Origin of the sequence: Streptomyces sp. NPDC002742 (assembly GCF_042888885.1) — a bacterium.
Lineage (GTDB): Bacteria > Actinomycetota > Actinomycetes > Streptomycetales > Streptomycetaceae > Streptomyces.
Map to the genome: position 1 here is coordinate 429,486 of NZ_JBIAQF010000002.1, position 25,103 is coordinate 454,588.

Genomic DNA, 25,103 nt, shown 5'->3' on the forward strand with positions numbered 1-25,103 from the left:
CGCTCGACTCAGCGACCGGATCCAGCCAGTGCCTACGCGCGGGCGGCATCGCACATGTGCCGCCCGCGCGTGCTTTCACCTGGCTCTCAGCCGCCCGTGCGACGGTCGCGGAGGGCGGCCTGATTGTTCCCTGGATTGTTGACAAAAACGTTGACACTCCAGGAGTCCATTCCCTAGCGTCTGTCGCACACCCGGGTCAGCCGCACGAGCCGCGTCGACCCGCACCACCGATCCCCTTCCAGGGCCCACGCCTCCTGGACGAGAGGAAACAACGATGTCCTCCTCCCTCGCCCTGCCCGCTCGCGGCGGCAGCAGACTCGCCGCACTGGTCGTCGGCCTCTGCTGGCTGGTCGTCCTCTTCGACGGCCTCGACATGTTCATCTACGGCTCCGTACTGCCGCACATGCTGGAGACGAAGGCGCTCGGCATCGACCCCGGCAAGGCCGGCGACGTCGGCTCCTACGCCACCTTCGGCATGCTGATCGGCGCCCTGTCCTCCGGCACCGTCAGCGACTGGGCCGGCCGCAAGAAGACGATCGTCTGGTCGACCGCCGTGTTCTCCCTGGCCTCCGCGGTCTGCGCGTCGGCCTCGAGCCTGGGCGTCTTCAGCCTCGGCCGCTTCCTGGCAGGTCTCGGCCTCGGCGGCCTGCTGCCGAGCGCGATCACCATGGTCACCGAGTACGCGCCGAGGGGCCGCCGCGCCCTGATCGTGGGCTCCCTGATGACCGCGCACCAGGCCGGCGGCATCGTCGCCGGATTCGTGGCGCTCGGGACGGGCGACTGGCGTGTCTCCTTCTGGATCTGCGTGATACCGCTGTTCATCGGCGTGCCGCTGGCGGCCGTGTACATGCCCGAGTCGATGGCCTTCCTCCAGGCCAAGGGCCGCACCGACGAGGCCCGCGCGCTCGCCGACCGCTACGGCGTCGACCTGGCCGCCCGCGCCGGGGAGCGCCAGGCCGCGGCCGACCGCTTCAGCGCCGTCACCGCCCTGTTCCGCGGCGGCCGGTGGGTCCAGACGCTGCTCTTCTGGGTCGCGTCCTTCGGCGGTCTCCTCCTCGTCTACGGCGTCTCGCAGTGGCTCCCCTCGCTGATGAAGGCCAACGGCTACAACCTCGGGTCCTCGATCGGCTTCGTGATCGTCATCAACCTCGGCGGCATCGTCGGCATGCTGATCGGCGGCCGCCTCACCGACAGGTTCGGCGGCTCGCTGATCTCCGCGATCTGGTTCGGCGCCACCGCCGTCGGGATCTACTCCCTCAGCTTCAAGATGGCGCTGCCCCTCACCTACACCGTCGTCTTCCTGACCGGACTCTTCCTGTTCTCGGCGCAAGCCATGATCTACGCGACGGTGGCGCACCGCTCCGAGGACGACAACCGCGCCACCGCGGTCGGCTGGACCTCCGGCATGGGACGCTTCGGCGCCGTCTTCGGCCCCTGGCTCGGCGGTCAGCTGCTCGCCACCGGCTCGACCACCGCGGGCTTCACCGCCTTCGCCCTCGCGGGCGTCTTCTCCCTGGTGTTCGTCAGCCTGACCGGCCTGCGCCGCGTCCAGGTGACGCCCCCGAGCCCCGTGCAGCACCAGGAACTGGCCGCCACCGGCTGACCGGAGCGGCGTGGAACCGGCGTCCGGGCGGGGCCTGAGAAGGGGGCCGCCCGGACGCCCTCGTGTCCGGGGGCGCGCCGGAGGGGAGGAGTCGCCCCCACCACGGAGCCCTCCCTGCCGCCGGGCCCCGGCGCCGCTCCCGACCACCAGGCCGCGGTGTCCGTCCCGACCGCCGGGCCACACCGTCCTTCCCGACCGCCCGTGGGCCGCGTATTCCCGTTGCCCCGTTCGTCCCGGGGTGCTGGAGTGACCCCATGGATCACGTTGCGGTACTGGCCCTGTTCGACCGGGACATGCGGGAAGGCGCGCGGCCCGACGCGCCGGGCGCCCGGGTCGAGCGCGTCGGCGAGGTGGTGCGCCTTGTCGGCGCCGACAAGGGCTGGAACGGGGTGCTCTGGTCCGACCTGGACGAGACGAGCGCCGACGCGGCCATCGCCGCGCAGGTGCGGTTCTTCTCCGGGCTGGGGGGCGGCTTCGAGTGGAAGCTCTACGGTCACGACCGGCCGGAGGACCTGGGGCAGCGGCTGCGGGCGGCGGGCTTCGTCGCCGAGCCCGAGGAGACGCTGATGATCGCCGAGCTGGGCGATCTGGCCCTCGACGTCGAACCGCCCGAGGGCGTACGGCTGCTGCCGGTCACCGACCGCGCGGGCGTCGACCTCGTGGCCGACGTCCATGAGCAGGCCTTCGGCCGCGACAGCACCCTCCTGCGCCACCAACTGCTCGCCCAGCTCACCGGCGACGCGGACACGGTCGTCGCCGTCGTGGCCCTCGCCGGTGACGTTCCCGTCAGCGCGGCCCGTATGGAACTCCCGCCAGGAGCCAGGTTCGCCGGACTGTGGGGCGGCGGCACCGTCGAGGGATGGCGGGGCCGCGGCATCTACCGCGCCCTCGTCGCCCACCGCGCCCGGGTCGCCGCGGAGCGCGGCTACCGCTATGTCCAGGTCGACGCCTCCAGCCAGAGCCGCCCGATCCTCGCCCGGCTGGGCTTCCAGCCGCTCACCACGACCACCCCGTACGTCTACGAGGGGTGACGCCGGCCGCCGTCCGCGGGGAGCGGCCCGGGCCGATGTCACATCCGCGCGTCCGTGATCCGTCGCAACGGTATGACGACGAACCAGAGGATTCTCCTGGCCGGCGCGAGCGGTGTCCTCGGCCGGCACATCACCAGGGCCCTGACGGAAGCGGGCCATGAGGTGACGGGCCTAGGCCGAGGCCAGGCCAACGACGTCCGGGCCGACCTGACGGACCGCGACGCACTGCTGCGGGCCGTCGACGGCCAGCACTACGACACGGTCGTGCTGGCCGCGACCGCCCTGCGCAAGGCGCCCCTGCGCCACCGCGACATGCGTGCGACCGACGCCCTGCGCGTCGACGGCACCGCCCATCTGATCGAGGCCGCGCGGGCCACCGGCGCGCGTCGGCTCGTCGCCGAGTCGATGGTCTTCGGATACGGGTTCGGAGACCACGGGGAGCATGTCGTCACCGAGTCCGACACGTTCGGCCCGCAGGGAACCACGCTCGAACTGGAACGCCACCTCGCGGCCATGCGCGTCAAGGAACGGCTCGTCTTCGGGGCCGCCGGTCTGGAGGGGATCGCGCTGCGCTTCGGCCTCTTCTACGGCGCGGGTGGCACCGACGCCCTGCTGCCCATGCTGCGCGGAAGGCGGCTCCCCGTGGCCGACGACCGCGGCCGGGTCCTGCCGTGGGTCGACCTCGCGGACGCCGCACGCGCGGTGGCCGCCGCCGTGGACCACGGCCGCCCGGGGCAGGCGTACAACGTCGCAGACCGCGCACCGCTGGGCTTCGCGGCCCATGTCCGCGCCGTGGCCGAGGAGTTCGGCCTGCCGAAGCCGATGACCGTACCCCTGTGGATGACGAAGCCCATGGCGTACGCGCATGCCGTGATGCGGACGAGCCTGCGGGTGTCGTCGGTGAAGGCGGAGCGGGAACTGGGCTGGACGCCCGTGTACCCGTCCGCCTACGACGGTCTCGCCGCGCTCAAGGCGGCCGCCTGACCCCGAGCGGACTCTCGGGCGCGGCAGTCGGAGGGAGGAGGCCCCGCGCCGGCGATGTCGAGACCCGGACGTCCGGCACCCTGCCGCGTCCGGGTTCCGACTCGGCGCCCCGGGTACGCAGGGTCGCCCGGACTCCTCGCCCGGTCGGACGCGTGACCTCGGACCTCGGACTCCGCACCCCGGACCCTCGGAAGTACACGCGGGTACTCCAGCTCACGGTGGGTGGGCAGGTGGCCGAGTGTGTCGTTGATGCCCGTCATCAGCGCGCCGTTGTCGGCCGTGCCGGTCAGCAGACCCGCCGGCTCCGGGTACCGCGGCCGGGCCCGGTGGATCGACTCCGCCCTCATCCACAGCTCGAGCCCATGGCCGCCGATGGGCACGGCCCGGCTGATCAGCGACGGCCGGTCAGAGACGGCCGGTCGGCCTGCCTCTCGGGTCGGCCGTTCAGTGCCGCCCCCTCGTCCGGTCCAGTGCCGCGACGCCCAGCGCGGCCAGGCCGATCTGGATGAGCCACTCGATCCAGTCGACGCCCTTGGTGTCGGCGACGCCGAACGCGGCCGCGACCCCCGACCCGATGAAGGCGGCCACGATGCCGACCACGATCGTCCACAGGATGCCGATGCGCTGGCGTCCCGGCACGACGAGCCGGCCCAGTACACCGATGATGATGCCGATGAGGATGGCACTGATGATGCCCGAGATCTCCATCTCCGCCCCTCTTGGTCGGTCCCCCGCAGTTATGTATCTGCCCACAACGGGCGGTGCCAGTCCGCTCCGGCGCGCGTACCCCGTGACGGTCCCGTCCGGACTCTGGGCAGCTACCGTTTGGTCATGTACCGTTCAATAATCTGTTGAGCGGAGGACGGCCGGCATCCGTTCTACGCGCGCAGACTCAGCGCCCGCACCGCCTCTCCCCCACTCCTGACGGAGGTTCGCCGGATGCTCGGATTCAGGAAGTCCCGCCACAGACTCACCACGGCACTGGCCGTGTTCGGACTGCTCCTCACGGGAGCCGCCGTTCAGGCGGCCACCGCCGTCCCCGCCCACGCGGCCACCCCCCACCGCGTGTTGTTCGACAACGGCCACGCCGAGACCGCGGGCAACGCCGACTGGATCATCTCCACCAGCCAGCCCGACCCGCTCGGCCAGAACTCCAGCCCGACGTCGGAGACTTCCTGGACGGGCGCCCTGTCCTCGTGGGGCGTGGCCCTGCAGAAGACCGGCAACTACAGCCTGAAGACGCTGCCTTCGGGCTCCAGCCTCAGCTACGGCGGCAGTGCCGCGACCGACCTGTCGAACTTCGACGAGCTGGTGCTGCCCGAGCCCAACACGCTGTTCACCACAGCCGAGAAGACCGCCATCATGACGTTCGTCAAGAACGGCGGCGGCCTCTTCATGATCTCCGACCACACCGGCTCGGACCGCAACAGCGACGGTTACGACGCGGTCGAGATCTTCAACGACCTGATGACCAACAACAGCGTCGACAGCACCGACCCGTTCGGCTTCTCCATCGACACGCTGGATGTCAACTCCGACTACCCGACCGCCATCAGTGACAGCACCAACGCGGTCCTGCACGGATCGTTCGGCACCGTCACCAAGAGCCTGATCGCGGACGGGACCACGGCCACGCTCAGGCCGGCGGACAACTCGGCCGTCAAGGGCCTGGTCTACCGGACCGGTTACTCCGGCAACACCGGAGCGTTCTTCGCGACCAGCACCTTCGGCAGCGGCAAGGTCGCCTTCTGGGGCGACAGTTCACCGGTCGACGACGGCACCGGCCAGTCCGGCAACACGCTGTACGACGGCTGGAACGACACCGGCGCCACCAACGCCGCACTCGCCCTCAACGCCACCGACTGGCTCGCCGGCACCAGCAGCAGCGGTGGAGGCGGCGGTGGCGGCGGCACCTGCACGGCCGCGCAACTGCTCGCCAACCCCGGTTTCGAGTCCGGCAGCACATCGTGGACCGGCACCAGTGGTGTGATCACCAACAGCTCCAGCGAGGCGGCACGCACCGGCTCGTACAAGGCGTGGCTCAACGGCTACGGGTCGGCCAACACCGACACGCTCTCCCAGGCCGTGACCATCCCCTCGGGCTGCTCGGCCACCCTGAGCTTCTATCTGCACGTGGACACGGCCGAGACGACCACGACCACGGCCTACGACACGCTCAAGGCCCAGGTCGTCAACAGCAGTGGCACCGTGCTGTCGACCCTGGCCACGTACTCGAACCTGAACGCCGCGTCCGGGTACGCGCAGCGCACGTTCAGCCTCGGCACCACCTACGCCGGACAGACGGTCACGATCAAGTTCACCGGCGTCGAGGGCTCCACGCTCCAGACGTCGTTCGTCGTCGACGACACCGCGCTCAACGTGAGCTGAGCACGAGCCGGACGAGGGGCGGGCCCGGAAGCGGGCCCGCCCCTCGCACCGTTCCTCCGGGCCCGCGCCGTTCCGCTCGGCCCGCCGCCCTACCGGGACCGGATCGTCCGCTCCGGCGTGTTCCACCCGGAGACCCGGACCGCGGGCCCGGCCCCGTGCAGATCGGCCGTCCGGCAGGTCGCCGTCAGCGTCACCGACTCGCCCGGCCACAGGCTCACCTGGTTGTCGGACCACCGCACCGGCAGCACCGGCCTGCCCTTGGCGTCCACGAGATGCGCGTCGGTGAGGAGCGAGGGCGTCTTCCCGGCCCCGTCGTTGCGCAGGGTGACCTTCGTCGTGGAGGTCCCGCCGGGTCCGGACGAGGTCGACACCGAGGCCGAAACCGGCACCCGGGCCATGGAGTTGAGCCCCTTGAGGTCCGCGTAGCTCGTCGTCGGCGTGTAGTACCAGTCGGTGTCGGCCCAGTCGATGGTGTCCGGCCGGGTCGACAGCCAGTACACGTTGCGGCTGACCTCCCTGCCTCCGGTGTCGCGCAGCACCAGCCGAGCCAGATACGTCGTCGAGAGACCGCTCACCGAGGACGGCACCGTGAGCGCGGTGCCGCGCGCCCCGTCACCGCGCACGGTGACACCGGTCGCCGTCCTGTCGTACCTCTGTGTCCCGTCGGTGTCGAAGAGCGTGACGCGCGCCGTGAGGCCGGACACGGACGTGTGCCGGTTGTTCACGACGACGACGGACCGGTCGTCGTACGAGTACTGGATGTGCAGCGGCTCGTTGGCCTTCTTCGCTCCGAAGTAGGCCCCGCCCTGGTCGAGGTAACGGTCCATCAACTGCCAGTGCAGCGAGGTCCATCCACTGTTGAGCATCCAGTGGACGACCCCGGTCGAGGGCTTCGAGGGGTCGGTGGCGTTGCGCCCGTAGGCCTCGAACTGCGCCCGCACGTTCTCGTACTGGGCGAGCTGCGCCTTGCGTACGTAGTCGGTGAGACCGGTCGGCGCGCCGTAGCGGCCGGCGAGGGCGGCGTCGTAGATCTTGAGGGTGCCGAAGACCGGGGACGGTGAGCGGTGGTACTGCCTGACGTCCGGGTTCTTCCAGAGGGTGTCCAGTTCGGCGGGCGACATCATGCGGCGCAGGGTGTCGAGCGTGGGGATGTCGGGGCCCGCGCCGGTCTCGGAGTTGAAGCCGGTGGCTCCGCCCTCGCGCTTGGCGTACCAGTAGTCGGGCGGGATCCAGTCGTAGGGCCCGGTCATCTTCATGCCCGAACTGCCCGACACGGGGGAGGACTTGTCGGACGCCGCGGCGACCACCGGTGTCGGCCAGTCGGCCGCCCTCAGTGCGTCGAGGTAGGTCTTCTCGATCCTGGCGTCCGGCGCGAAGTCGCTGCCGATCAGGAAGGAGATGACGCTCGGGTGGTCGCGCAGCCGGGCGGCCTCGGCGGCCATCGACGCCTGGGCGACCGGGTAGTCGGCGGCGGTCCACTTGTCGCCGGTCTCCGTGCCGTTGACCTGTCCCTCCCACTTGTCGCAGCACTCCCAGCCGGGCAGGGTGAGAACGCCGTAGCGGTCGGCGAGGTCGAAGAACTCGTCCGGCTCGATGTGGCCTTCGAGACGGACGGTGTTGAGGCCCAGATCGAGGACGTACTTCAACCGGTCCTCGACATACCCCCGGTCCCAGCGCAGGAACTCGTCGGGGGACCAGCCGCCGCCCTTGATGAGCAGCCTGCGGCCGTTGACGCTGTACTGCCGGGCGCCGTCGGAGTTCAGGGGCGCCTTCACCTCGCGGACACCGAAGTCCTCGTGCGCGGTGTCGGAGACGGTACCGGCGAGGGACGCGGTCAGATCGAGGGCGTAGAGCGGCTGCCCGCCCATGCCCGCGGGCCACCACACCTTCGGCTTCGGCAGATGCAGCCCGGGGACCTCGGAGGGCGAGAAGGTGACCGACTTCGTCTGGTGGGCCGCGAGCGGAACGCTCTTCGAGAAGGACACCGGGCCGATGCGGCCGGACACCGTGGCGGTGACGGCCGAGCCGGTCTCGTTGTGGGCCCGCGCCTTGACCGTGAGGTCCGCGGACCGGAGAGAGGGGACGTCGAGACGGGTCAGTACATGTGCGTCGCGCAGCGCGACCGGGCCGCCGCGCCGGACGAGGACGTCACGGACGATGCCCATGTTCTGGTCGGGCGGCGGCTGGAGCCAGTCGATCCAGCCCATGGTCAGGTTCTTGTTCGGGTCGTTGGGCCGGATACGGAAGGCGACCGTGTTGGTGCCCGTGCGCACCAGGGAGGTGATGTCCAGCTCGTGACGCGTGTAGGCGCCGGCCACCTCGGCGGCGTCGGCGACCCGACGGCCGTTGACGTAGACGTCCGCAGCCGAGATCACCCCGCTGAAGTCCAGGTGACTGCGCTCGGAGGTGTCGGTGACCGTGAAGTCCGAGCGGTACCACCAGGGCACGGTGAAGGCGGCCTTCGGGATCTTCCGCAGGTTCGTCGAGTAGAAGGGATCCGCGTAGGTCCCGTTCGCGAGCAGCGCCGCGAGGACCGTGGAGCGGGAGCCGGCCGGGTACCAGCCGTTCACCCGGTAGCCGGGGCTGGAGACGGCGGACGCCGGGTCGGCCACCTTGGCGGTGGACTGGATCGCGTACCCCGAGAGGGCCGTGGCGCTGCCCGGCGCGGAGGGCACCGGTGTGACGCGGACGTGTGGTGTGGCGGCCGTTTCGGGGTCGGGCCCGTCGGCCCAGGCGCTCGCGGAGAGGGTGCACAGCAGGCCCAGGGCGACGGCGGCCGTGGCGAGGCGCCGCCGGGAGGCAGGGCGGTGGAACACGGTGATCTCCTTGGGAGGTGGGGGAGCATCCGCGCTTCGGCACTGCAAGTTAGGAAACTTTACTAACTGACCCACAAGCTAGGCCGGTGAGTAAGCCATGTCAATCACCGACCCCCGCCCGGCACAGCGCCGCGGGCCGCCCCGCTCGCCCCCCCGGTACCTACCTCACGCCGGCCGCACCACCCGCCGCCCACATCGCCGCGCCCGCGTCACGGTCCGCGCCCGCGTCACGGTCCGCGCCCGCGGTGCCGACCGTGCCCGCGGTGCCCAAGTGCCGGCCATGTCGGCCGCGCCGGGCCTGCCCGGCGTGCAGGCCGGGTCAGTTGTGTCGTACCCGGCGGATGCCGTTCGGTTCAGGTGGCCGACCTGCGCTCGAACACCACATCGCGTGCCGTGCCAAGCGCCGTGGCGACCGCGCCGAGCAGCACCGCGTCCTCGCCCAGACGGCCGGGTGCGATCCGCGGGCGCAGCGGTGTGAGAGCGCGCAGGGTCTCGCGGACGGGCCGCAGCAGCAGATCGACGCTGTGGCCGACCCCGCCGCCCAGAACGACCAGATCGGGATCGAGCACCGCCGCCGCGGCCGCCACCGTGTGCGCGATCCGCTCGCCCTCCAGCCGGACCGCCTCGACCGCGGGCCCGTGCCCTTCCCGCGCCGCGTCGAAGACGGCCTTCGCGGTCAGTTGCCCCGTCATGCCGAAGTGCCGGGCGGCTTCCACGACCGCCTCGCCGGACACCGCGTCCTCCAGGGTCCCGGGCTTGTGCCGGCCCGGCCACGGCAGGAAACCGATCTCGCCGGCCCCGCCGTGCGCCCCCGTGAACAGCCGTCCCTCGCTGACGACACCCATGCCGAGTCCGGTGCCGATCATGATGTACGCGAACAGTCGGCTGCCGGCGCCCACTCCGTACGTGTACTCGCCGAGCGCCGCGAGGTTCGCGTCGTTGTGCACCTCCAGCGGGATGCCCAGTTCCTCCCGCATCCGGTCGAACAGGCCCGCCCGGCCCCACCCCGGCAGATGCATCGCGTACCGCACCCGGCGCTGCCGCTCGTCGTACACACCCGGCGTTCCCACCACCGCGTGAGCCACCTCGTGCGCGCCGACACCGGAGTTGGCGACGACCTGGTGGGCGGTGGAGACCACGAGGTCGGCCATGGCGCCGGAGGTACGGGCGCGGTTGCGCACGTCGGCGCGCGCGACCACCGCGCCGTCGAGATCGGCGACCGCCACGCGCAGCCAGCTACGGCCGATGTCGATGCCGAGCGCGTACCCGGCCGCGGGGTCGGGGGCGTACAGGACGGCGACCCGGCCGCGCTCGGGCGCGCGCGTGCCGACCTCGTGGACCAGTCCCGCCTCCTCCAGCGCGGCGAGCGCGCTGGAGACCGTCGGCTTGGACAGCCCCGTCTCGCGGGCGAGTTGCGCGCGCGAGGCGGCACCATCGGTGCGCAGCCGGTCGAGGAGCAGTCGCTCGTTGGTGCTGCGCAGCCGTCGGCGGTTCCAGGGCTGTTCGGGCTGCTCTGCGGCGTCGCCGGCGGGCATCGGACCATTCTTGCTCATTCGTGACGCCCCCTTGACGCATCTAGTAAGGCTCCTTAACTTTATCGCCCAGTCAGCCTCGCCGGGCGAGCCGAGGGGAGACCGGCGCCGGACGGTCACCCGCCGCCCTTGATCCGCCGGCCGCCATCGAGGCCGGCCGTCACCTCGTACCTCTCCCCGCGTCCTGTCCTGAGGAGGACCCGTGTCCGGTACCCCGCCACCCGCCGGCGGTTTCGTCCGCCGCGTCGGCATGTTCCAGGCCATCGCCATCAACATGAGCCAGATGTGCGGCATCGGGCCGTTCGTGACGATCCCGCTGATGGTCGCCGCGTTCGGCGGCCCGCAGGCTGTCATCGGCTTCGTCGCGGGCGCTCTGCTGGCGCTCGCCGACGGGCTCATCTGGGCCGAGCTCGGCGCCGCCATGCCCGGTTCCGGCGGCAGTTACGTCTATCTGCGCCAGGCCTTCCAATACCGCACCGGGCGCCTGATGCCGTTCCTCTTCGTGTGGACGGCGATGCTCTTCATCCCGCTGATCATGTCCACCGGGGTGGTCGGCTTCGTCCAGTACCTGGGCTATCTGGCCCCCGACATGGGCAAAACCACCGGCGACCTCGTCGGACTCGGCATGATCGCCGTCGTCGTCCTCCTGCTGTGGCGGGGGATCGAGCACATCGCGCGGATCACCGCCGTCATGTGGGCCGTGATGATCACCTCGGTCCTCCTCGTGATCGTCGCCGCGGCCACCGACTTCAGCGCCGACCTCGCCTTCACCTACCCGGCACACGCCTTCGAGCTGTCCAGCGGTACCTTCTGGGTCGGCTTCGCCGCGGGTCTGACCATCGGCATCTACGACTACCTCGGCTACAACACCACCGCGTACATGGGCGCGGAGATCAAAGACCCCGGCCGCACCCTGCCCCGCTCCATCATCTACTCGATCCTCGGCATCATGGCGATCTACCTGCTGCTCCAGATCGGCACGCTCGGTGTCATCGACTGGCACCGGATGAAGAACCCCGGTGACATCGCCTCCACCTCGGTGGCCTCCGCGGTCATGGAGGAGACCTGGGGCAAGGGCGCCGCCGACACCGTCACCGTCCTCATCCTGATCACCGCGTTCGCCTCGGTCTTCACCGGGCTGCTCGGCGGTTCGCGAGTGCCCTACGACGCCGCCCGCGAGCGTGTCTTCTTCCGCCCCTACGCCAAACTCCACCCCAGGCACCGCTTCCCGATGCTGGGCCTGGCCACCATGGGCGTCATCACGGCGATCGGGTTCCTGATCGGCCGCCACACCGACCTCGCCACCCTCATCCAGCTGCTGACCACCGTCATGGTCATCGTCCAGGCGCTGGCCCAGGTCGTCGCCCTGTCGGTGCTGCGCAAACGGCAGCCGGGCCTGCGCCGCCCGTACCGGATGTGGCTCTACCCGGTGCCGAGCTTCCTCGCCCTCGCCGGCTGGCTCACCATCTACGGCTACGCGGACAGGAACTCCCCGGGCCGCCACCCCATCGAGTGGTCGCTGGCCTGGCTCGCCCTCGGCCTCGTCGCCTTCGCCGTCTGGGCGCGCCTGGAGAAGGTGTGGCCCTTCGGCCCGAAGGAGATCACCGAGGAGTACCTGACGGCACCGGTTCCGGAGGCGGAGCCGGCCGGGGCGTGAGGGTCCGGGCGCCCCCGGACGCGTGATGTCCGGGGGCGCCCACCGGAATCCGACGGACTGGCAGACTTCGGCCGCTGGACCCGCTGGACCCGCTGGACCCGCTGGACCCGCTGGACCCGCTGGACCCGCTGGACCCGCTGGACCCGCTGGACCCGCCGGGCAGCCGGTTGCCCCCGGCCACGGAGCAGACAGTCAGCTCATCGCGGGTGAGTGTGACGGCCGGCCACGGCCCTCGCCTTCCAGATGGCTCCAGGTCCGAAGGACCACGTCCCGGCCCTTCGCCGTGCGCAGGACGGGCTCGTCACCGGCGAGAACGAAGCCCGCCGCCTTGGCAACCCCTTCGCTCGCGGTGTTCCCGTCCTCGATGCACAGCACGATGCGCCGCCCGCCGACGTGACGGTGCGCGAAGTCCACCACGAGCCGGACCGCGCGGGTCGCGAGCCCCTGGCCCCGGTAGGCGGCCCCCACGCCGTAGGCGAGCTCGACGTCCCGCTCGTCACCCGTGCCGCGGAACAGCAGGATCTCGCCCCGGGGCCGCTCACCGTCCGTGGTGATCGCCAGCTGTACGCCCCGCCCCTCGGCGCTCTTCTGCTCGGCCGCCGCGAGGTAGGCGAGCGCCGCCTGGGCGTCGAACGGTGAGGCGACCGGCGTCCACCGGTCGATCTCGGGATCGTCGTAGAGCGCGACGAGATCCGCGGCATCGTCGTCGGACCACTCGCGCAGATGCAGCCCCAGCCCGGCGATACGCAGCGGCCCGGGGAAGTCGAACGTCGGTCGGCTGTCCATCGGACGATCGTGACGCCTCGGGCGGCCGACGGCCAAGGAGGCCGGGGCACGCACATGGATACGGACGCGGGCGTGGACACGGACGCGGGCGTGGGCATGGACGCGGGCGTGGGCACGAACGCGGGCGCGGGCACGGACACCTTGGCCGAGGACCACTTGGGGGTTGTCGGGGTGCGCCGGGGCCCGGCCGGGATAGAACTTGGACATCGTCCGATCGTCGGGAGGCCGTGATGCTCGTCCCCTTCGGGGCCCGTGATTTCCTGGACCGCGCCGTGACCGTGTACGGCGACCGCGTGGGTGTCGTCGACGAACCCGACCAGCCGGCCGAGGCCTGGGAGGGGCTGACCTACCGGCGCGTCGGAGAACTGGCCAGGGCCCAGGCCGCCGGGCTCGACGCGCTGGACGTGCCGCACGGCGCGCGCGTGGCCGTCGTCTCGCCCAACAGTGCCAGGCTGCTCACCTCGTTCTTCGGGGTCAGCGGCCACGGCCGGGTCCTCGTGCCGGTCAACTTCCGGCTGACGGCCGACGAGGTGAGTTACATCGTCGAGCACTCCGGTGCGAGCGTCCTGCTCGTCGACCCCGAACTGACCGACCGCTTCGCCGGGGTCCACTGCAAACACCGCTTCACCCTCGGCGCCGCCACGGACGCCGAGCTGTACCGCTTCGGCACCGAACCCCGCCTGTGGGAGGAGGACGAGAACTCCACCGCGACGATCAACTACACCAGCGGAACGACGGCCCGGCCCAAGGGCGTACAGATCACCCACCGCAACATCTGGGTCAACGCCACGACCTTCGCCCTGCACGCCGGTGTCACCGACCGCGATGTGTACCTGCACACCCTGCCCATGTTCCATGCGAACGGGTGGGGGATGCCCTTCGCGATGGCGGGCCTCGGCGTCCGGCAGATCGCCTTGCGCAAGGTCGACGGGGCGGAGATCCTGCGCCGGGTGACCGAGCACGGGGTGACGGTGATGTGCGCGGCGCCGGCCGTCGTCAACGCGGTGCTGGCCGCCGCCGAGTCCTGGGACGGCGAGATCCCCGGCCGCGACCGGGTCCGCATCATCGTCGCAGGAGCGCCGCCGCCGACCAGGACCGTCGCCCGCGTCGAGTCCCTGCTGGGCTGGGAGTTCATCCAGATCTACGGCCTCACGGAGACCTCACCCCTGCTCACCGTCAACCGCACCCGCTCCGAATGGGACGACCTCGACCCGCAGGCCCGCGCCGAGAGACTGGTGCGCGCCGGTGTCCCCGCGCTGGGCGTGACCCTGCGCACCGCAGGCGACGGCGAGATCCTCGCGCGCTCCAACGTCGTACTGGAGGGGTACTGGGAGCAGCCCGCGGAGACCGAACGGGCACTGGCCGACGGCTGGTTCCACACCGGTGACGGCGGGTCCATCGGCGAGGACGGCTATCTGACGATCAGCGACCGCAAGAAGGACGTGATCATCACGGGCGGTGAGAACGTGTCCTCGATCGAGGTGGAGGACGCGCTCTTCAGCCATCCCGCGGTCGCCGAGGTCGCGGTGATCGGCGTGCCGCACGAGAAGTGGGGCGAGACGGTCAAAGCCCTGGTGGTCCTCGCGCCGGGCGCGGAGGCGACAGAGGGTGAGCTGATCCAGTACTGCAAGGAGCGCCTCGCCGGCTACAAGGCGCCGACCTCGGTCGAGTTCCGGAGCGGGCTGGCCCGGACGGCCACGGGCAAGCTCCAGAAGTACAAGCTGCGCAAGCCGTACTGGGAGGGCCGCGACCGGGACGTCAACTGACCGTTTCCCTCGGTCGTCCGCCACCTCGGCGGCAGGCGACCGGGTCTCCCCGCCGCCTACTGGGGCCACAGCAATGCGTCGGACTGGCGGACCGGATCCCGCTGGGAGCACCGGCGCACGGACGGCTCCGGTGTCGCCGACGTGGTCGGGACCGTGGTGGAGAGCGGGCGCCCGAACCGACTCGTGACCACTTGGGCCGCCCCCGGGGACGAGGGCGGGGTGGACGCGTACTCCCGCGTGACCTTCGACATCCAGCGGCACGCCGACATCGTGCGGCTGACGGTGACGCACGAGGACCTGCCCGGCGAGGACGCGCTGCGCGACGCCACCTCCGGCTGGGCCGCGGTCCTGTCCAACCTGAAGTCCCTGCTGGAGACCGGCAGTCCGCTGCCCCAGGAACCGTGGCTCATGCCGAGCCGCTGAGGCCGGGGCGGACGCGGACACGGGGCGAGGCCGCAGGGCGCAGGACGAGGGCACCCGGCCGCCCTGATGCCGGGTGCCCGTACCTCCCCGGGCCTACAGTCGTCTGCCGCTTCGGTCCGCCGTGAGCGCGCACACCGCGCCGAGCAGTACGGCCAGGGCGCCGATGACGATGCTGTTGAGCGCGACTCCGGTGTCCGGGCTGCTGCCGACGATCCACGGCGAGATGATCATCCAGGTCCCCATCGCGCAGATCGCCCAGCTGAGGCCGTACATCCTTCCCGGCCTGGCGGTGAACCCCAGAGCCAGGACACCGATCGCGATCCCCATGATCAGGTTGTGTGTCGCCAGGTCGGGCTGGTTCGTCGTGTAGTGGAGTATCCACGGCGACGCGGCGCAGTACAGGCCGAGCAGGAACACCGGCCCGTCCACGAGGGGTACGTCGCGACCGCCGATCACGCGCTCGTACCGGGCGCGCATTTCGGATGCGTCCGGGTGGCTGGTGATGTCGCCACGGTGATGTGAGACGTCGGCCATGACTCGTCTCCTTCGGTCTGTTCCGATCTCCACGGCCGGACCGCGCCCGAAGCGGTGCGCGGTCGACGCCGCGTACCCCATTCTGCGCTTATTTCTTCCTTATGTGTAGAGGGGCCGCATAGGTGCCGGTATGGGTGACCGGCGCGGCGAGCCCGCGGGTTGCTCCGGTCTCGCGAGGTCGCGTCAGGGGGCGACGAGCAGACGGGCGATGGCCCGGCGTGCCCGGGTCGGTGCCTGTGGGTCGTGGTGCAGCTTGATCGACTGGCCGGCCGCGAGAACCACACCGCCCAGCTCGAAGGCGAGCTGGTCCACATCGGTGCGCTCCGGGAGCTGGCGGGTCTCGACCGCCGTGTTCAGTTCCGTCATGACGTACGCCGTCCACGCGCCCAGCGCGGCCAGGACCGCGTCGCGGACCGGGCCGGGGCGGCCGTCGAACTCGCTCGCCACCGAGGTGAGGAGGCAGCCCCCGTGCCCCTCGTCCTCGGACATGTAGGTGATCCATTCGTCGTAGGCGCGTGCCAGCCGTTCCGTGCCGGGCCGGGCCCCGACGGCCCGCGCCGGCACGCGCAGGGTGAACCGCTCGACCGCCGCGTCCAGAACGGCGAGCTGGAGCGCTTCCTTGCTGCCGAAGTGGCCGATCACGCCGGCCTTGCTCATCGACAGGCCGGTGGCGAGGCGTCCGATGGTGAGGCCTTCGAGACCCTCGGCGGAGGCCAGCGCGAGGGCGCTCCCGAGGATCCGGCCGCGCGTGGCGGCTGTTTCGGCTACGGACTTGCGCGGGCTCATGCGGCGAGTTTAACCTAACGATCGTTCGCCATTAGCTTACGAACGTTCGTTATCTATGCTGCGCCACGGCTCCGTGCCGCTACCCGTGGGCATCCGAGGGCGGCGCCTGAAGGGACTCATCGTGAAGATCCACCATCTGAACTGCGGCTCCATGCGGACGATCGACAGCGAGCTGGGAAGCCTGCCCGCCGTGTGCCACTGCCTGCTCGTCGAAACCGACCGCGACGGCCTCGTCCTGATCGAGAGCGGCATCGGTACCACCGATCTGGCGCGCCCCGAGGAGCGCCTCGGCGCGGACTTCCTCGGCCGCGCTCAGCCGGTCCTGGACCTCGCCGAAACCGCCCTGCACCAGGTCACCGCCCTCGGCTTCCGGCCCGAGGACGTCCGGCACATCGTGCTCAGCCATCTCGACCTCGACCACGCCGGCGGTCTTCCCGACTTCCCCTGGGCGAAGGTCCATCTGACCGAGGCCGAGCACCGCGCGGCCATGGCGGCACCGGGGGCCCACCCCGAGGACCGCGTCCGCTACCGCCCGGCCCAGTGGGCACACCGCCCGCACTGGGTGACGTACGCGGAGCCCGCGGGGGACCCCTGGTTCGGCTTCGACGCGGTCCGCCCGCTGGAAGCCATGGACGCGGAGATCCTGCTCGTCCCGCTCGGCGGGCACACCAGGGGCCACAGCGCGATAGCCGTCGAGGACTCCGGACGATGGCTCCTGCACTGCGGTGACGCCTACTACTTCCACCGCGAGATCGACCCCGACCGTCCCGCCGGCCACCCCGGCATGGACCTACTCCAGCAGATCACCGAGGTGGACCGGCCCCTGCGCCTCGGCAACCACGCCCGGCTGCGGGAACTCGTCCGCCTGCACGGCGACGAGGTCGACGTCTTCAGCGCCCACGACCCCTGGGAACTGGCCCGGTACACGGGCGGAGCCGTGGACGGGGGCTTCCGGTAGCCCACTGGTCCGGCAGGGCGGCCCGGCGCTTCGCCGTTCGCCCGCGGTGTTGTCCGACGGTCCTCCCGCCTGATCCGAGAGAGATCGCGCCCGGCCAATCCGTAAGGGCCTCTGCTTCGGAATACCTCCGAGAGCTCCGATCGGGAGCCGGCCGGGAGGAAACCGATGAGGCACAGGTCCGCAGACGCTCCGGACGGCGGCGCGGGGCGCGCCGAAGGGGAGAAGCAGGAGGCGCGCCGACGTACGGCCGTGATCGGCGGGGGAGTGGCCGGGCTCACCGCCGCCTACGTGCTGAGCCGTGAGCGGCCCGTCGTCCTCTACGAGGCGGACGACCGGCTCGGCGGTCACGCGCACACCCACGACCTGACCTCGTCCGACGGGCGCCTGCACCGCGTCGACTCGGGCTTCATCGTGCACAACCACCGCACCTACCCGAACCTGTTGAGGCTGTTCGCCGAACTCGGCGTCGCCACCCAGGCGTCCGAGATGAGCATGTCCGTGCGGTGCGAGGGATGCGGACTGGAGTACGCGGGCGCGCGGGGCCCCGCCGGTCTGTTCGCCCGGCCGCTCAACGCGCTGCGCGGCCCCTATCTGCGGATGCTCACCGAGGTGCCGGTCTTCCATCGCGCCGCCCGCCGGCTGCTGGCTCAGGGCGGCGAAGACACCCTCACCCTGGGCGAGTTCCTGGCCCGGCAGCGGTTCTCGCCCTATTTCACCCGGCACTTCATGACCCCGCTCGTCTCCGCGGTGTGGTCGTGCGACGCGGCCACCGCCCGCCGCTACCCGGCCGCCTATCTGTTCCGCTTCATGGACCACCACGGCATGCTGTCGGTCGGTGACTCGCCGCTCTGGCGGACGGTGACCGGCGGCTCCCGCTCCTACGTCGACCGGCTGGCCAAAGAGCTCGACGCTGTGCACACCTCCACCCCCGTCCGGGCCGTACGCCGCCGCACGGACGGTGTGGACGTCACCACCGAGGACGGCACCACCGCCTCGTACGGCTCCGTGGTCGTCGCGGTCCATCCCGACCAGGCCCTGCGACTGCTGGCGGACCCCACCCACCTGGAGCGCGAGGTGCTCGGCGCCTTCCGCTACTCCCGCAACAGCACCCTGCTGCACACCGACACGGCGCTGCTGCCGCACACCCGCGGGGCACGGGCCTCCTGGAACTACCTGATGCCGAACTGCGAGACCGACGCGGACCGGGGCCGGGTGAGCTACGACATGAACCGCCTGCAGCGACTGGACGCGCCCGAGACCTATGTCGTCACGCTCGGCGGCGAGGACCGCGTCGACCCGGCCCGGGTACTGGCCCGCATGGAGTACGAACACCCCGTCTACACCCCCGAGTCCGTCGCCGCCCAACGCCGACTCCCCGCCCTGAACAGCCCGGTGACGGCCTACGCCGGCGCCTACCACGGCTGGGGGTTCCATGAGGACGGCTGCCGGTCCGGCGTCGAGGCGGCCGAGGCGCTGGGGGTGACCTGGTGACCGGCACCCCGGCCCTCTATCCCTGCACGGTCGCGCACATACGGACGAAGCCCACCCGGTACGCGCTCCGTCACCGGACGTACATGTGGCTGACCGACCCCGACCACCCGCCCGAACTTCCCTACCCGCTCCGTCCGTTGGCCCGCTTCGATCCCCGCGACCACTTCGACGGCGACCAGCCGAGCATCCGGGCGGGCCTGGACCGCTTCCTCGCCTCGCACGGCGTCGACCTGCACGGCGGACCGGTACTCATGCTCGCCCACGCGCGGGTCCTCGGCCACGTCTTCAACCCGCTGACCCTGTACTGGTGTCACGACCCCGACGGCACCGCGCGCTGCGTCGTCGCCGAGGTGCACAACACCTACGGCGAACGGCACTCCTATCTGCTGCACCCCGACGACAGCGGGACCGCGCGGACCCCCAAGGAGTTCTACGTCTCGCCGTTCTTCCCCGTCGACGGCGCCTACCGGATGCGGCTGCCCGTGCCCGGCAGCCGACTCGACCTGACGGTGCATCTGGAACGCGCGGGCGCCCGGCCCTTCACCGCCACCGTACGCGGAACGCGCCGGGCCGCCACCGTCGGCGCGCTGCTGCGTCAGGCGCTGCGCCACCCGTGGTCCACCGCCGCCGTGTCCGCCGCCATCCGGCTGCACGGCATCCGTCTGTACCTGCGCGGACTGCCCGTCCAGCCCCGCACCCCGCAACGAGCCCAGGAGAACGTGAAATGAGGACAGCCGAGTCCTGCCCCGTCGAGGCGGCACCCCGACAGGACACCGACCCGCTCCGCTGGCCGGACGTGGTGACGCGGCCGGATTCCTCGCGAGTCCGCACCGCCGTCACCAGGGCGCTGCTGCGCCGCACACTGGGACGCCTGCCCCTGCAAGCGCGGTTCGCCGACGGAACCCGCCTCGGCCTCGGCGGCCCGGTCATCGAGATCCACGACCCGTCCGCCTTCCACCGCCGCATCGGCGCCCACGGCCTCGTCGGCTTCGGCGAGTCCTACATGGCGGGGGAGTGGGACGCGCCGGACCTGGTCGCCGCGCTCACCGTCCTCGCCCGGAACGCGGCCGAGCTGATCCCGGCCCCGCTCCAGAAGCTGCGGGGACTCTGGGCGATGCGCAGGCCGGACGTCCAGCGCAACACCCCCACCGGCGCCCGCGACAACATCAGCCGCCACTACGACCTGTCCAACGACCTGTTCGCGCTCTTCCTCGACGACACCCTCAGCTACTCGTCGGCCCTCTTCCGGGGCTTCCCCGCCTCCTGGCCGCTGCTGGCCACCGCCCAACACCGCAAGATCGACCGGCTGCTCGACCTCGCCGAGGTCGGACCCGGCACCCGGCTCCTCGAAATCGGCACCGGGTGGGGCGAGTTGGCGATCCGCGCCGCCGCGCGCGGTGCCCACGTCACCTCGCTCACCCTCTCCCGGGAACAACAGGCCCTGGCCCGTGAACGGGTTCGCGAAGCGGGACTCGACGACCGGGTGAGCATCGAGCTGTGCGACTACCGCGAAGCCGCCGGGACGTACGACGCCGTGGTCAGCGTCGAGATGATCGAGGCGGTCGGCGAGGAGTTCTGGCCCGTCTACTTCGCCACCCTCGACGCACGGCTCGCCCCCGGCGGCCGCGTCGCGCTCCAGGCGATCACCATGCCGCACGACCGCCTGCTCGCCTCCCGCGACACCTTCACCTGGATCCAGAAGTACGTCTTCCCGGGCGGACTGCTGCCTTCCGTGGAGGCGGTGGAGGACGTGACCCGCGCTCACACCGGCCTGCGCACCACCCGCAAGGACGGCTTCGGGGCGCACTACGCGGAGACCCTGCGCCTGTGGCGCGAACGGTTCACCGAGCGGGCCGACGAGGTCGCGGCGCTCGGCTTCGACGAGACCTTCCGCCGGATGTGGACCTTCTATCTCGCGTACTCCGAAGCCGGATTCCGCTCCGGCTACCTGGACGTCCAGCAGTACCTGTTCACGAAGGAGGACCCCGCCCGATGAGCGGTTTCCCCTGGGGAGCGTTCGCGCAGAACCTCGCGCTCGCGGCCGTCGCGGCGCTCGCCGTCATGCTCGTCACCTTCGCCGTCGCCGTACGCAAGGGCCTGCACCGGATCGTGGACGTCGCCTGGGGGATCGGCTTCACCGCGGTGGCCCTCGTCAGCTTCCTGGCGTCCGCCGGGGAGGGCGACGAGGCCCGCCGCGTACTGGTCACCGTCCTCACCTCGGTGTGGGGACTGCGGCTGGCGGCGCACATCGCGCGGCGCGGCCGGGGACACGGCGAGGACCCGCGCTACGACGCCCTGCTGGCCAAGGCCCCCGGCAGCCGTGACCTCTACGCACTGCGCATGGTGTACCTCCTGCAAGGGGCGCTGGTGTGGCTGGTGTCGCTGCCCGTCCAGGCCGCGCAGTACGTTCCGGGGCCCCTGACGGCCTTCGCGTGGGCGGGCACCGCGCTGTGGGCGCTCGGTCTGTTCTTCGAGGCGGTGGGCGATGCCCAACTGGCCCGGTTCAAGGCTGATCCGGCCCACCGGGGACGCGTCATGGACCGCGGCCTGTGGAGCTGGACGCGCCACCCCAACTACTTCGGCGACTTCTGCGTGTGGTGGGGCCTGTTCCTGCTCGCCTGCGACAGCCCCGGGTCGGCGGCGGTGGCGTTGGTGTCACCGCTGGTGATGAGCTACCTCCTGATCAAGGGCAGCGGAAAGCCCATGCTGGAGCGCCACATGGCCCAGCGCCCGGGTTTCGCCGAGTACGCGGCGCGCACCAGCGGCTTCTTTCCGCGGCCACCGAAGCGTCGCGGCTGACCGGCCGGAGTTCCTTCTTCGGCAGCGCGTCGTCGCCTGTGGGTCCCCTCCCGCCGGAGGGGACCCACAGGCGGTACGGCGAGCACCTCGTGCCCTCACCGGTGCAGTGGGTGAGGGCACGAACGCTCAGGTGGGGAAACTCAGCAGAGCCAGCGGATCGGAGGTGGGTTCGGCCGAACCGCCGGCCGGCTCCACGGTGATCCCCATGCCGGACGCGCCGTCGACGGAACCGTCCATCAGCACCGCCTCGGTGGTGCGGCCCGGGTCCATGAGCCCGGCGGACCGCATGGTGCCCGCGTCGTCGAACCAGAGCTGGTAGACCTTGCCGCTCGGCGGCTTCGCCATCCGCGAGGCGATGAACACCGCCTGGTCCCGGCTCTCGGACACCACGACCGTGCCGTTCGCCCCGCCGGCCAGTGGCGCCGTACGCGACGTGGCGTCGGGAGCGGCGAGCACCGCGGCCACCTGGTCCGCACGCCGTTCGGTCTGCCTGGCCTGCTCCTGGGCGTCCTGGGCGCGCTCGTGCTGCCACACCGCCGTACCGCCCAGCGAGGCCGCGGCGGCCAGAGCGGCGGCGAGCGCCCACCGCGCGGGCCGGCGCCGGCGGAGGCCGGGGGCCCGCGGCGTCGTGAGGGGAATCGTGCGCGGCGACTCCTGCCGGACCGTGGTGATCCGCCGCATGACCTGGTCCTTGAGTCCCGGACCCGGCACGGCGGTGACGGCCAGGCCCAGCCGCGCGGCCGTGGCGGTCAGCTCGCGGACCTCCTGGGCGCAGTCCGCGCAGTCCGCCGCGTGCCGCTCGAAGCGCTCACGTTCGTCGTCGGCCAGCGCGTGCAGCGCGTACGCGCCGGTCAGCGTATGCAGGTCCACCGTGGTCACGCCGTCACCCCCAGGCAGTCACGAAGCCGGATCAGGCCGTCACGCAGGCGGGTCTTGACCGTGCCGAGGGGAAGCGCCAGCAGTTCCGCCACCTCCCGGTAGGTCAGCCCGCGGTAGTAGGCCAGCGTCACGGACTGGCGCTGGAGCTCCGTCAGCGTGCGCAGACAGCGACGTACCTGCTCACGTTCGAGGCGCGCCTCGACCTGTTCGGTCACCTCGTCGAACTCGGGCGTCCGGTCGAGGAGGGCGGCCTTGTGCTCGCGCGCCGTCGAGGCCTCGACCGAGCGAACCCGGTCCACGGCCCGCTGATGGGTGAGGGTGAGGACCCAGTTCATGACCGACCCGCGCTCGGGCCGGTAGCGGGCGGCGGTGCGCCACACCTCGACCAGCACCTCCTGGGCGACCTCCTCCGACTGCGCCCGGTCGCGCAGCACCCTGCGCACGATGCCGAGGACGGGGCCCGCGACGACGTCGTAGAGCGAGGCGAACGCCTCCTGGTCACCCCGGGCCACCCGGGCCATGAGGTCCGGCAGGTCCGGCTCCGCAGACGGGTTTCTCCCGATCTCCACGGCTTCCTTCACAGTGTGGTCCTCCAGGACGCTTCGACGGTTCGGATGTGATCCGAAGCCGGTCGGGCCGCGGATTGGCCCACGGCCCGGAAAAGTCCGGACCTGCCGGAACGCATCGGCGTGATGCGGCCGGGACGGCCCGTGGCCCACGGCGAGCCGACGGCGCTCAGACCTCCGCCGCCGGCCGCAGACCGTCGCGCAACCGGTGCAGACCGCGTCGGGAGTGGCTCTTGACGGTGCCGAGAGGCCAGCCGGTGCGCTGGGCGATCTGTGTCTGTGTGAGGTCCTCGTAGAACGCGAGATGCAGTACCCGGCGCTGCGGTGTGGGGAGTTTGGCCAGCTCGTGCCGGACGAGGACACGGTCGAGCGCCGCCTCGGGGCGGGTCCGCGTGTCGTCGGCGAGGACCAGCAGTGCGCCGGCCGCGCCGACCAGTTCGGTGCGCCGGGTCCGTGCGGACAGCGCGTCGGCGATCTTGCGACGGGTGATGCCGACGAGCCAGCCGGCGACGGGGCCGCGCTCCGGGCGATATCCCCGCCCGCCCCGCCACACGGCGAGGAACACCTGCTGGGTGACGTCCTCGGCCTCGCGCGGGTCCCCCAGCGAACGCCGGGCGAGCGCGTGGACGAGGGGCGCCCAGCGCCGGTACGCGGTGGCCAGTGAGGCCTCGTCCCCGTCGATGATGCCCCGCGCCAGGTCCGCGTCCGCGAGCGTGTCCGTGACCGTGTCCGTGTCCGTGATCGACTTCGTGACCGTGTCCGCGGGCTCGGCGGGCCGCTGTCCGGCGGTCGGATCTGCGTTCATGGCCACGGCTCCTTGCTCCGGGCGCCTTCGGCGGCGGGCCCCGTGAACCCATCGTGTGAACGATGGGACAGAGGCGACAACTCGCATCGTTTCTGCGTCGTATAGTCGCCGTATGGGTGAGAGCCGGTCGGATCAGGGGCGGGGACCGGGCGCGGGATCCGCCGAAGCCGGTGTCACCACGGGTGCGCTGGCCCGTCGCCTCGGAGTGTCACCGACCACGCTGCGTTCCTGGGACCGCAGGTACGGCGTGGGGCCCGCGGTCCGTTCCGACGGGCGGCACCGCCGCTGGACGCCCCCGGACGTGGCGATGCTGGAGGAGATGTGCCGGCTGACCTCGGCCGGAGTCCCGCCCGCCGAGGCCGCGAGGGCGGCGAAGGGCGGGTCCGAAGAGGCCCCACCCGAGGTCGGAGCCCCGGCCGACGAGCTCGGACCCCCTTCGTCGGCGCCCCGAGCGGAACCCCTCGGGGATCCCCGACAGGAGTGCAAGGGCCTCGCGCGCGCCGCCGTACGCCTCGACGCGCCGTCCGTGGAAGACCAGTTGACCTCACTCGTCACGCGCCATGGTGTGGTCGTCGGCTGGGAGGAGGTGATGGTGCCGACCCTGCACGCGGTGGGCCGCAAGTGGGAGTCCGCCGGGGACCGTTACGTGGAGGTGGAGCACCTGCTGTCGTGGCACATCTCCCGGGTGCTGCACCGCGCCTGCGGACCGGCGGGGCCCGGAGTGCCGGCCGCGGGCGCCGGACCTGTCGTGCTGGCCTGCGTGCCGGGCGAACAACACTGCCTGCCGCTGGAGGCGTTGCACGCGGGACTCGTCGAACAGGGTCTGCCCACCAGGATGTTCGGCCCCGCCGTGCCGCCGGAAGCGCTGACCGCGGCGGTACGCCGCCTGGGGCCGGTCGCCGTCGTGCTGTGGTCCCAGACCCGTTCCACCGCCGACCGCCCGCTGGCCCGGCACATCGCCGCCACCGCCTGGGGAGTCAAGGGCGCCCGCAGCCGTCCCGTCGTCCTCCTCGGTGGCCCGGGCTGGGCCGGACGCCCCGAACCGGGCATGCTCAGACCGCCGGGACTGCGGGACGCGCTCACCGCGTTGGCGGGTCTGGCCGGCGGCTGAACCGGCCGATGCTCACCGAGCGGCCCCGCGCACGGGGCCGCATCCCCACTACTCCGCGTACGCAGTCGTACCAACTCCCCGCGTACGCAGTCCTACCAGTCCCCCCCCCGCGTACGCAGTCCCGTAGCCTCGTGCGAGGCCGCCGTTCCCCCCCCGTACGCGACCGCCGTTCCTGTCGGGTGCGCGGA

Annotated in this window: 22 protein-coding genes and 1 pseudogene; 14 read left to right on the top strand and 9 right to left on the bottom strand. The window is 71.7% G+C overall.

Annotated features, from left to right (window positions below; genetic code table 11):
• Positions 1 to 274: 274 nt before the first annotated feature.
• From ACFYW8_RS04695 to ACFYW8_RS04705, 3 genes are all read left to right on the top strand, one after another.
• The gene (locus ACFYW8_RS04695; RefSeq protein ID WP_389067831.1) at positions 275 to 1,603 is read left to right on the top strand and encodes an MFS transporter; all 1,329 of its coding nucleotides are present in this window, start codon (positions 275 to 277) and stop codon (positions 1,601 to 1,603) included.
• Positions 1,604 to 1,857: 254 nt separating this feature from the next.
• Positions 1,858 to 2,634 (top strand): GNAT family N-acetyltransferase, encoded by a 777-nt coding sequence (locus ACFYW8_RS04700; RefSeq protein WP_389067834.1) that lies wholly within the window; start codon positions 1,858 to 1,860, stop codon positions 2,632 to 2,634.
• A gap of 72 nt (positions 2,635 to 2,706) precedes the next feature.
• Entirely contained in the window at positions 2,707 to 3,618 is a 912-nt protein-coding gene (locus ACFYW8_RS04705; protein WP_389067837.1) for an NAD-dependent epimerase/dehydratase family protein, read from the top strand.
• Positions 3,619 to 4,062: 444 nt separating this feature from the next.
• On the opposite strand, the gene ACFYW8_RS04710 is transcribed toward ACFYW8_RS04705, so the two are convergent.
• Positions 4,063 to 4,326 carry a GlsB/YeaQ/YmgE family stress response membrane protein gene (locus ACFYW8_RS04710; RefSeq protein ID WP_365875939.1) on the bottom strand — a complete coding sequence of 88 codons (264 nt, stop codon included), beginning with the start codon at positions 4,324 to 4,326 and terminating at the stop codon, positions 4,063 to 4,065.
• A 231-nt stretch (positions 4,327 to 4,557) separates the two neighbouring features.
• Here ACFYW8_RS04710 and ACFYW8_RS04715 point away from each other — a divergent pair, with 231 nt between their 5' ends.
• Positions 4,558 to 6,006, top strand: coding sequence for a hydrolase (locus ACFYW8_RS04715; RefSeq protein WP_389067841.1), 1,449 nt, complete (start codon positions 4,558 to 4,560; stop codon positions 6,004 to 6,006).
• 89 nt (positions 6,007 to 6,095) lie between these two features.
• Here the strand turns inward: ACFYW8_RS04715 and ACFYW8_RS04720 are convergent, their stop codons facing one another.
• Positions 6,096 to 8,822 (bottom strand): sugar-binding domain-containing protein, encoded by a 2,727-nt coding sequence (locus tag ACFYW8_RS04720; RefSeq protein ID WP_389067844.1) that lies wholly within the window; start codon positions 8,820 to 8,822, stop codon positions 6,096 to 6,098.
• Positions 8,823 to 9,175: 353 nt separating this feature from the next.
• Positions 9,176 to 10,357, bottom strand: a complete 1,182-nt coding sequence (locus ACFYW8_RS04725; RefSeq protein ID WP_389068155.1) for an ROK family transcriptional regulator — start codon at positions 10,355 to 10,357, stop codon at positions 9,176 to 9,178.
• 199 nt (positions 10,358 to 10,556) lie between these two features.
• Between ACFYW8_RS04725 and ACFYW8_RS04730 the strand changes: the two genes are divergently transcribed.
• Positions 10,557 to 12,011 carry an APC family permease gene (locus ACFYW8_RS04730; protein ID WP_389067847.1) on the top strand — a complete coding sequence of 485 codons (1,455 nt, stop codon included), beginning with the start codon at positions 10,557 to 10,559 and terminating at the stop codon, positions 12,009 to 12,011.
• A gap of 192 nt (positions 12,012 to 12,203) precedes the next feature.
• Here the strand turns inward: ACFYW8_RS04730 and ACFYW8_RS04735 are convergent, their stop codons facing one another.
• Entirely contained in the window at positions 12,204 to 12,797 is a 594-nt protein-coding gene (locus tag ACFYW8_RS04735) for a GNAT family N-acetyltransferase (RefSeq protein ID WP_389067850.1), read from the bottom strand.
• Between the two features lie 54 nt (positions 12,798 to 12,851).
• Here ACFYW8_RS04735 and ACFYW8_RS04740 point away from each other — a divergent pair, with 54 nt between their 5' ends.
• The 3 genes and pseudogenes from ACFYW8_RS04740 to ACFYW8_RS04750 all read left to right on the top strand — a co-directional run.
• Positions 12,852 to 13,028 (top strand): hypothetical protein, encoded by a 177-nt coding sequence (locus tag ACFYW8_RS04740; protein ID WP_389067852.1) that lies wholly within the window; start codon positions 12,852 to 12,854, stop codon positions 13,026 to 13,028.
• Positions 13,028 to 14,563, top strand: a complete 1,536-nt coding sequence (locus ACFYW8_RS04745; RefSeq protein ID WP_389067855.1) for an AMP-binding protein — start codon at positions 13,028 to 13,030, stop codon at positions 14,561 to 14,563. Before ACFYW8_RS04740 ends, ACFYW8_RS04745 begins: the two co-directional genes overlap by 1 nt.
• A 75-nt stretch (positions 14,564 to 14,638) precedes the next feature.
• Positions 14,639 to 14,986 (top strand): annotated as a pseudogene (locus ACFYW8_RS04750) (SRPBCC domain-containing protein); the annotation flags it as partial.
• A 93-nt stretch (positions 14,987 to 15,079) separates the two neighbouring features.
• Here ACFYW8_RS04750 and ACFYW8_RS04755 read toward each other — a convergent pair.
• Together ACFYW8_RS04755 and ACFYW8_RS04760 are read right to left on the bottom strand one after the other, a co-directional pair.
• Positions 15,080 to 15,520 (bottom strand): SPW repeat protein, encoded by a 441-nt coding sequence (locus ACFYW8_RS04755; protein WP_389067858.1) that lies wholly within the window; start codon positions 15,518 to 15,520, stop codon positions 15,080 to 15,082.
• A 183-nt stretch (positions 15,521 to 15,703) separates the two neighbouring features.
• On the bottom strand, positions 15,704 to 16,306 hold the full coding sequence (locus tag ACFYW8_RS04760) for a TetR/AcrR family transcriptional regulator (protein WP_389067860.1): 603 nt from the start codon (positions 16,304 to 16,306) through the stop codon (positions 15,704 to 15,706).
• A 121-nt stretch (positions 16,307 to 16,427) separates the two neighbouring features.
• On the opposite strand from ACFYW8_RS04760, the gene ACFYW8_RS04765 reads away from it, so the two are divergent.
• From ACFYW8_RS04765 to ACFYW8_RS04785, 5 genes are all read left to right on the top strand, one after another.
• Entirely contained in the window at positions 16,428 to 17,264 is an 837-nt protein-coding gene (locus tag ACFYW8_RS04765; RefSeq protein ID WP_389067864.1) for an MBL fold metallo-hydrolase, read from the top strand.
• 165 nt (positions 17,265 to 17,429) lie between these two features.
• Positions 17,430 to 18,755, top strand: a complete 1,326-nt coding sequence (locus tag ACFYW8_RS04770; protein ID WP_389067867.1) for an NAD(P)/FAD-dependent oxidoreductase — start codon at positions 17,430 to 17,432, stop codon at positions 18,753 to 18,755.
• A complete protein-coding gene (locus ACFYW8_RS04775; RefSeq protein WP_389067869.1) occupies positions 18,752 to 19,483 on the top strand; it encodes a DUF1365 domain-containing protein in 732 nt (243 codons plus the stop codon). The genes ACFYW8_RS04770 and ACFYW8_RS04775 overlap by 4 nt, the downstream gene beginning before the upstream one ends.
• Positions 19,480 to 20,751 carry a class I SAM-dependent methyltransferase gene (locus ACFYW8_RS04780; protein WP_389067872.1) on the top strand — a complete coding sequence of 424 codons (1,272 nt, stop codon included), beginning with the start codon at positions 19,480 to 19,482 and terminating at the stop codon, positions 20,749 to 20,751. The genes ACFYW8_RS04775 and ACFYW8_RS04780 overlap by 4 nt, the downstream gene beginning before the upstream one ends.
• Positions 20,748 to 21,554: a DUF1295 domain-containing protein gene (locus ACFYW8_RS04785; RefSeq protein WP_389067874.1), complete on the top strand. Its 807-nt coding sequence runs from the start codon at positions 20,748 to 20,750 to the stop codon at positions 21,552 to 21,554. The genes ACFYW8_RS04780 and ACFYW8_RS04785 overlap by 4 nt, the downstream gene beginning before the upstream one ends.
• A gap of 126 nt (positions 21,555 to 21,680) precedes the next feature.
• On the opposite strand, the gene ACFYW8_RS04790 is transcribed toward ACFYW8_RS04785, so the two are convergent.
• The 3 genes from ACFYW8_RS04790 to ACFYW8_RS04800 all read right to left on the bottom strand — a co-directional run bounded on the left by ACFYW8_RS04790 (position 21,681) and on the right by ACFYW8_RS04800 (position 23,804).
• Entirely contained in the window at positions 21,681 to 22,433 is a 753-nt protein-coding gene (locus tag ACFYW8_RS04790; protein WP_389067877.1) for an anti-sigma factor domain-containing protein, read from the bottom strand.
• Positions 22,430 to 23,014, bottom strand: coding sequence for a sigma-70 family RNA polymerase sigma factor (locus tag ACFYW8_RS04795; RefSeq protein WP_389067880.1), 585 nt, complete (start codon positions 23,012 to 23,014; stop codon positions 22,430 to 22,432). Before ACFYW8_RS04795 ends, ACFYW8_RS04790 begins: the two co-directional genes overlap by 4 nt.
• A gap of 154 nt (positions 23,015 to 23,168) precedes the next feature.
• The gene (locus ACFYW8_RS04800; RefSeq protein ID WP_389067883.1) at positions 23,169 to 23,804 is read right to left on the bottom strand and encodes a sigma-70 family RNA polymerase sigma factor; all 636 of its coding nucleotides are present in this window, start codon (positions 23,802 to 23,804) and stop codon (positions 23,169 to 23,171) included.
• Positions 23,805 to 23,916: 112 nt separating this feature from the next.
• On the opposite strand from ACFYW8_RS04800, the gene ACFYW8_RS04805 reads away from it, so the two are divergent.
• Entirely contained in the window at positions 23,917 to 24,915 is a 999-nt protein-coding gene (locus tag ACFYW8_RS04805; protein ID WP_389067885.1) for a MerR family transcriptional regulator, read from the top strand.
• The last annotated feature ends 188 nt before the right edge of the window (positions 24,916 to 25,103 follow it).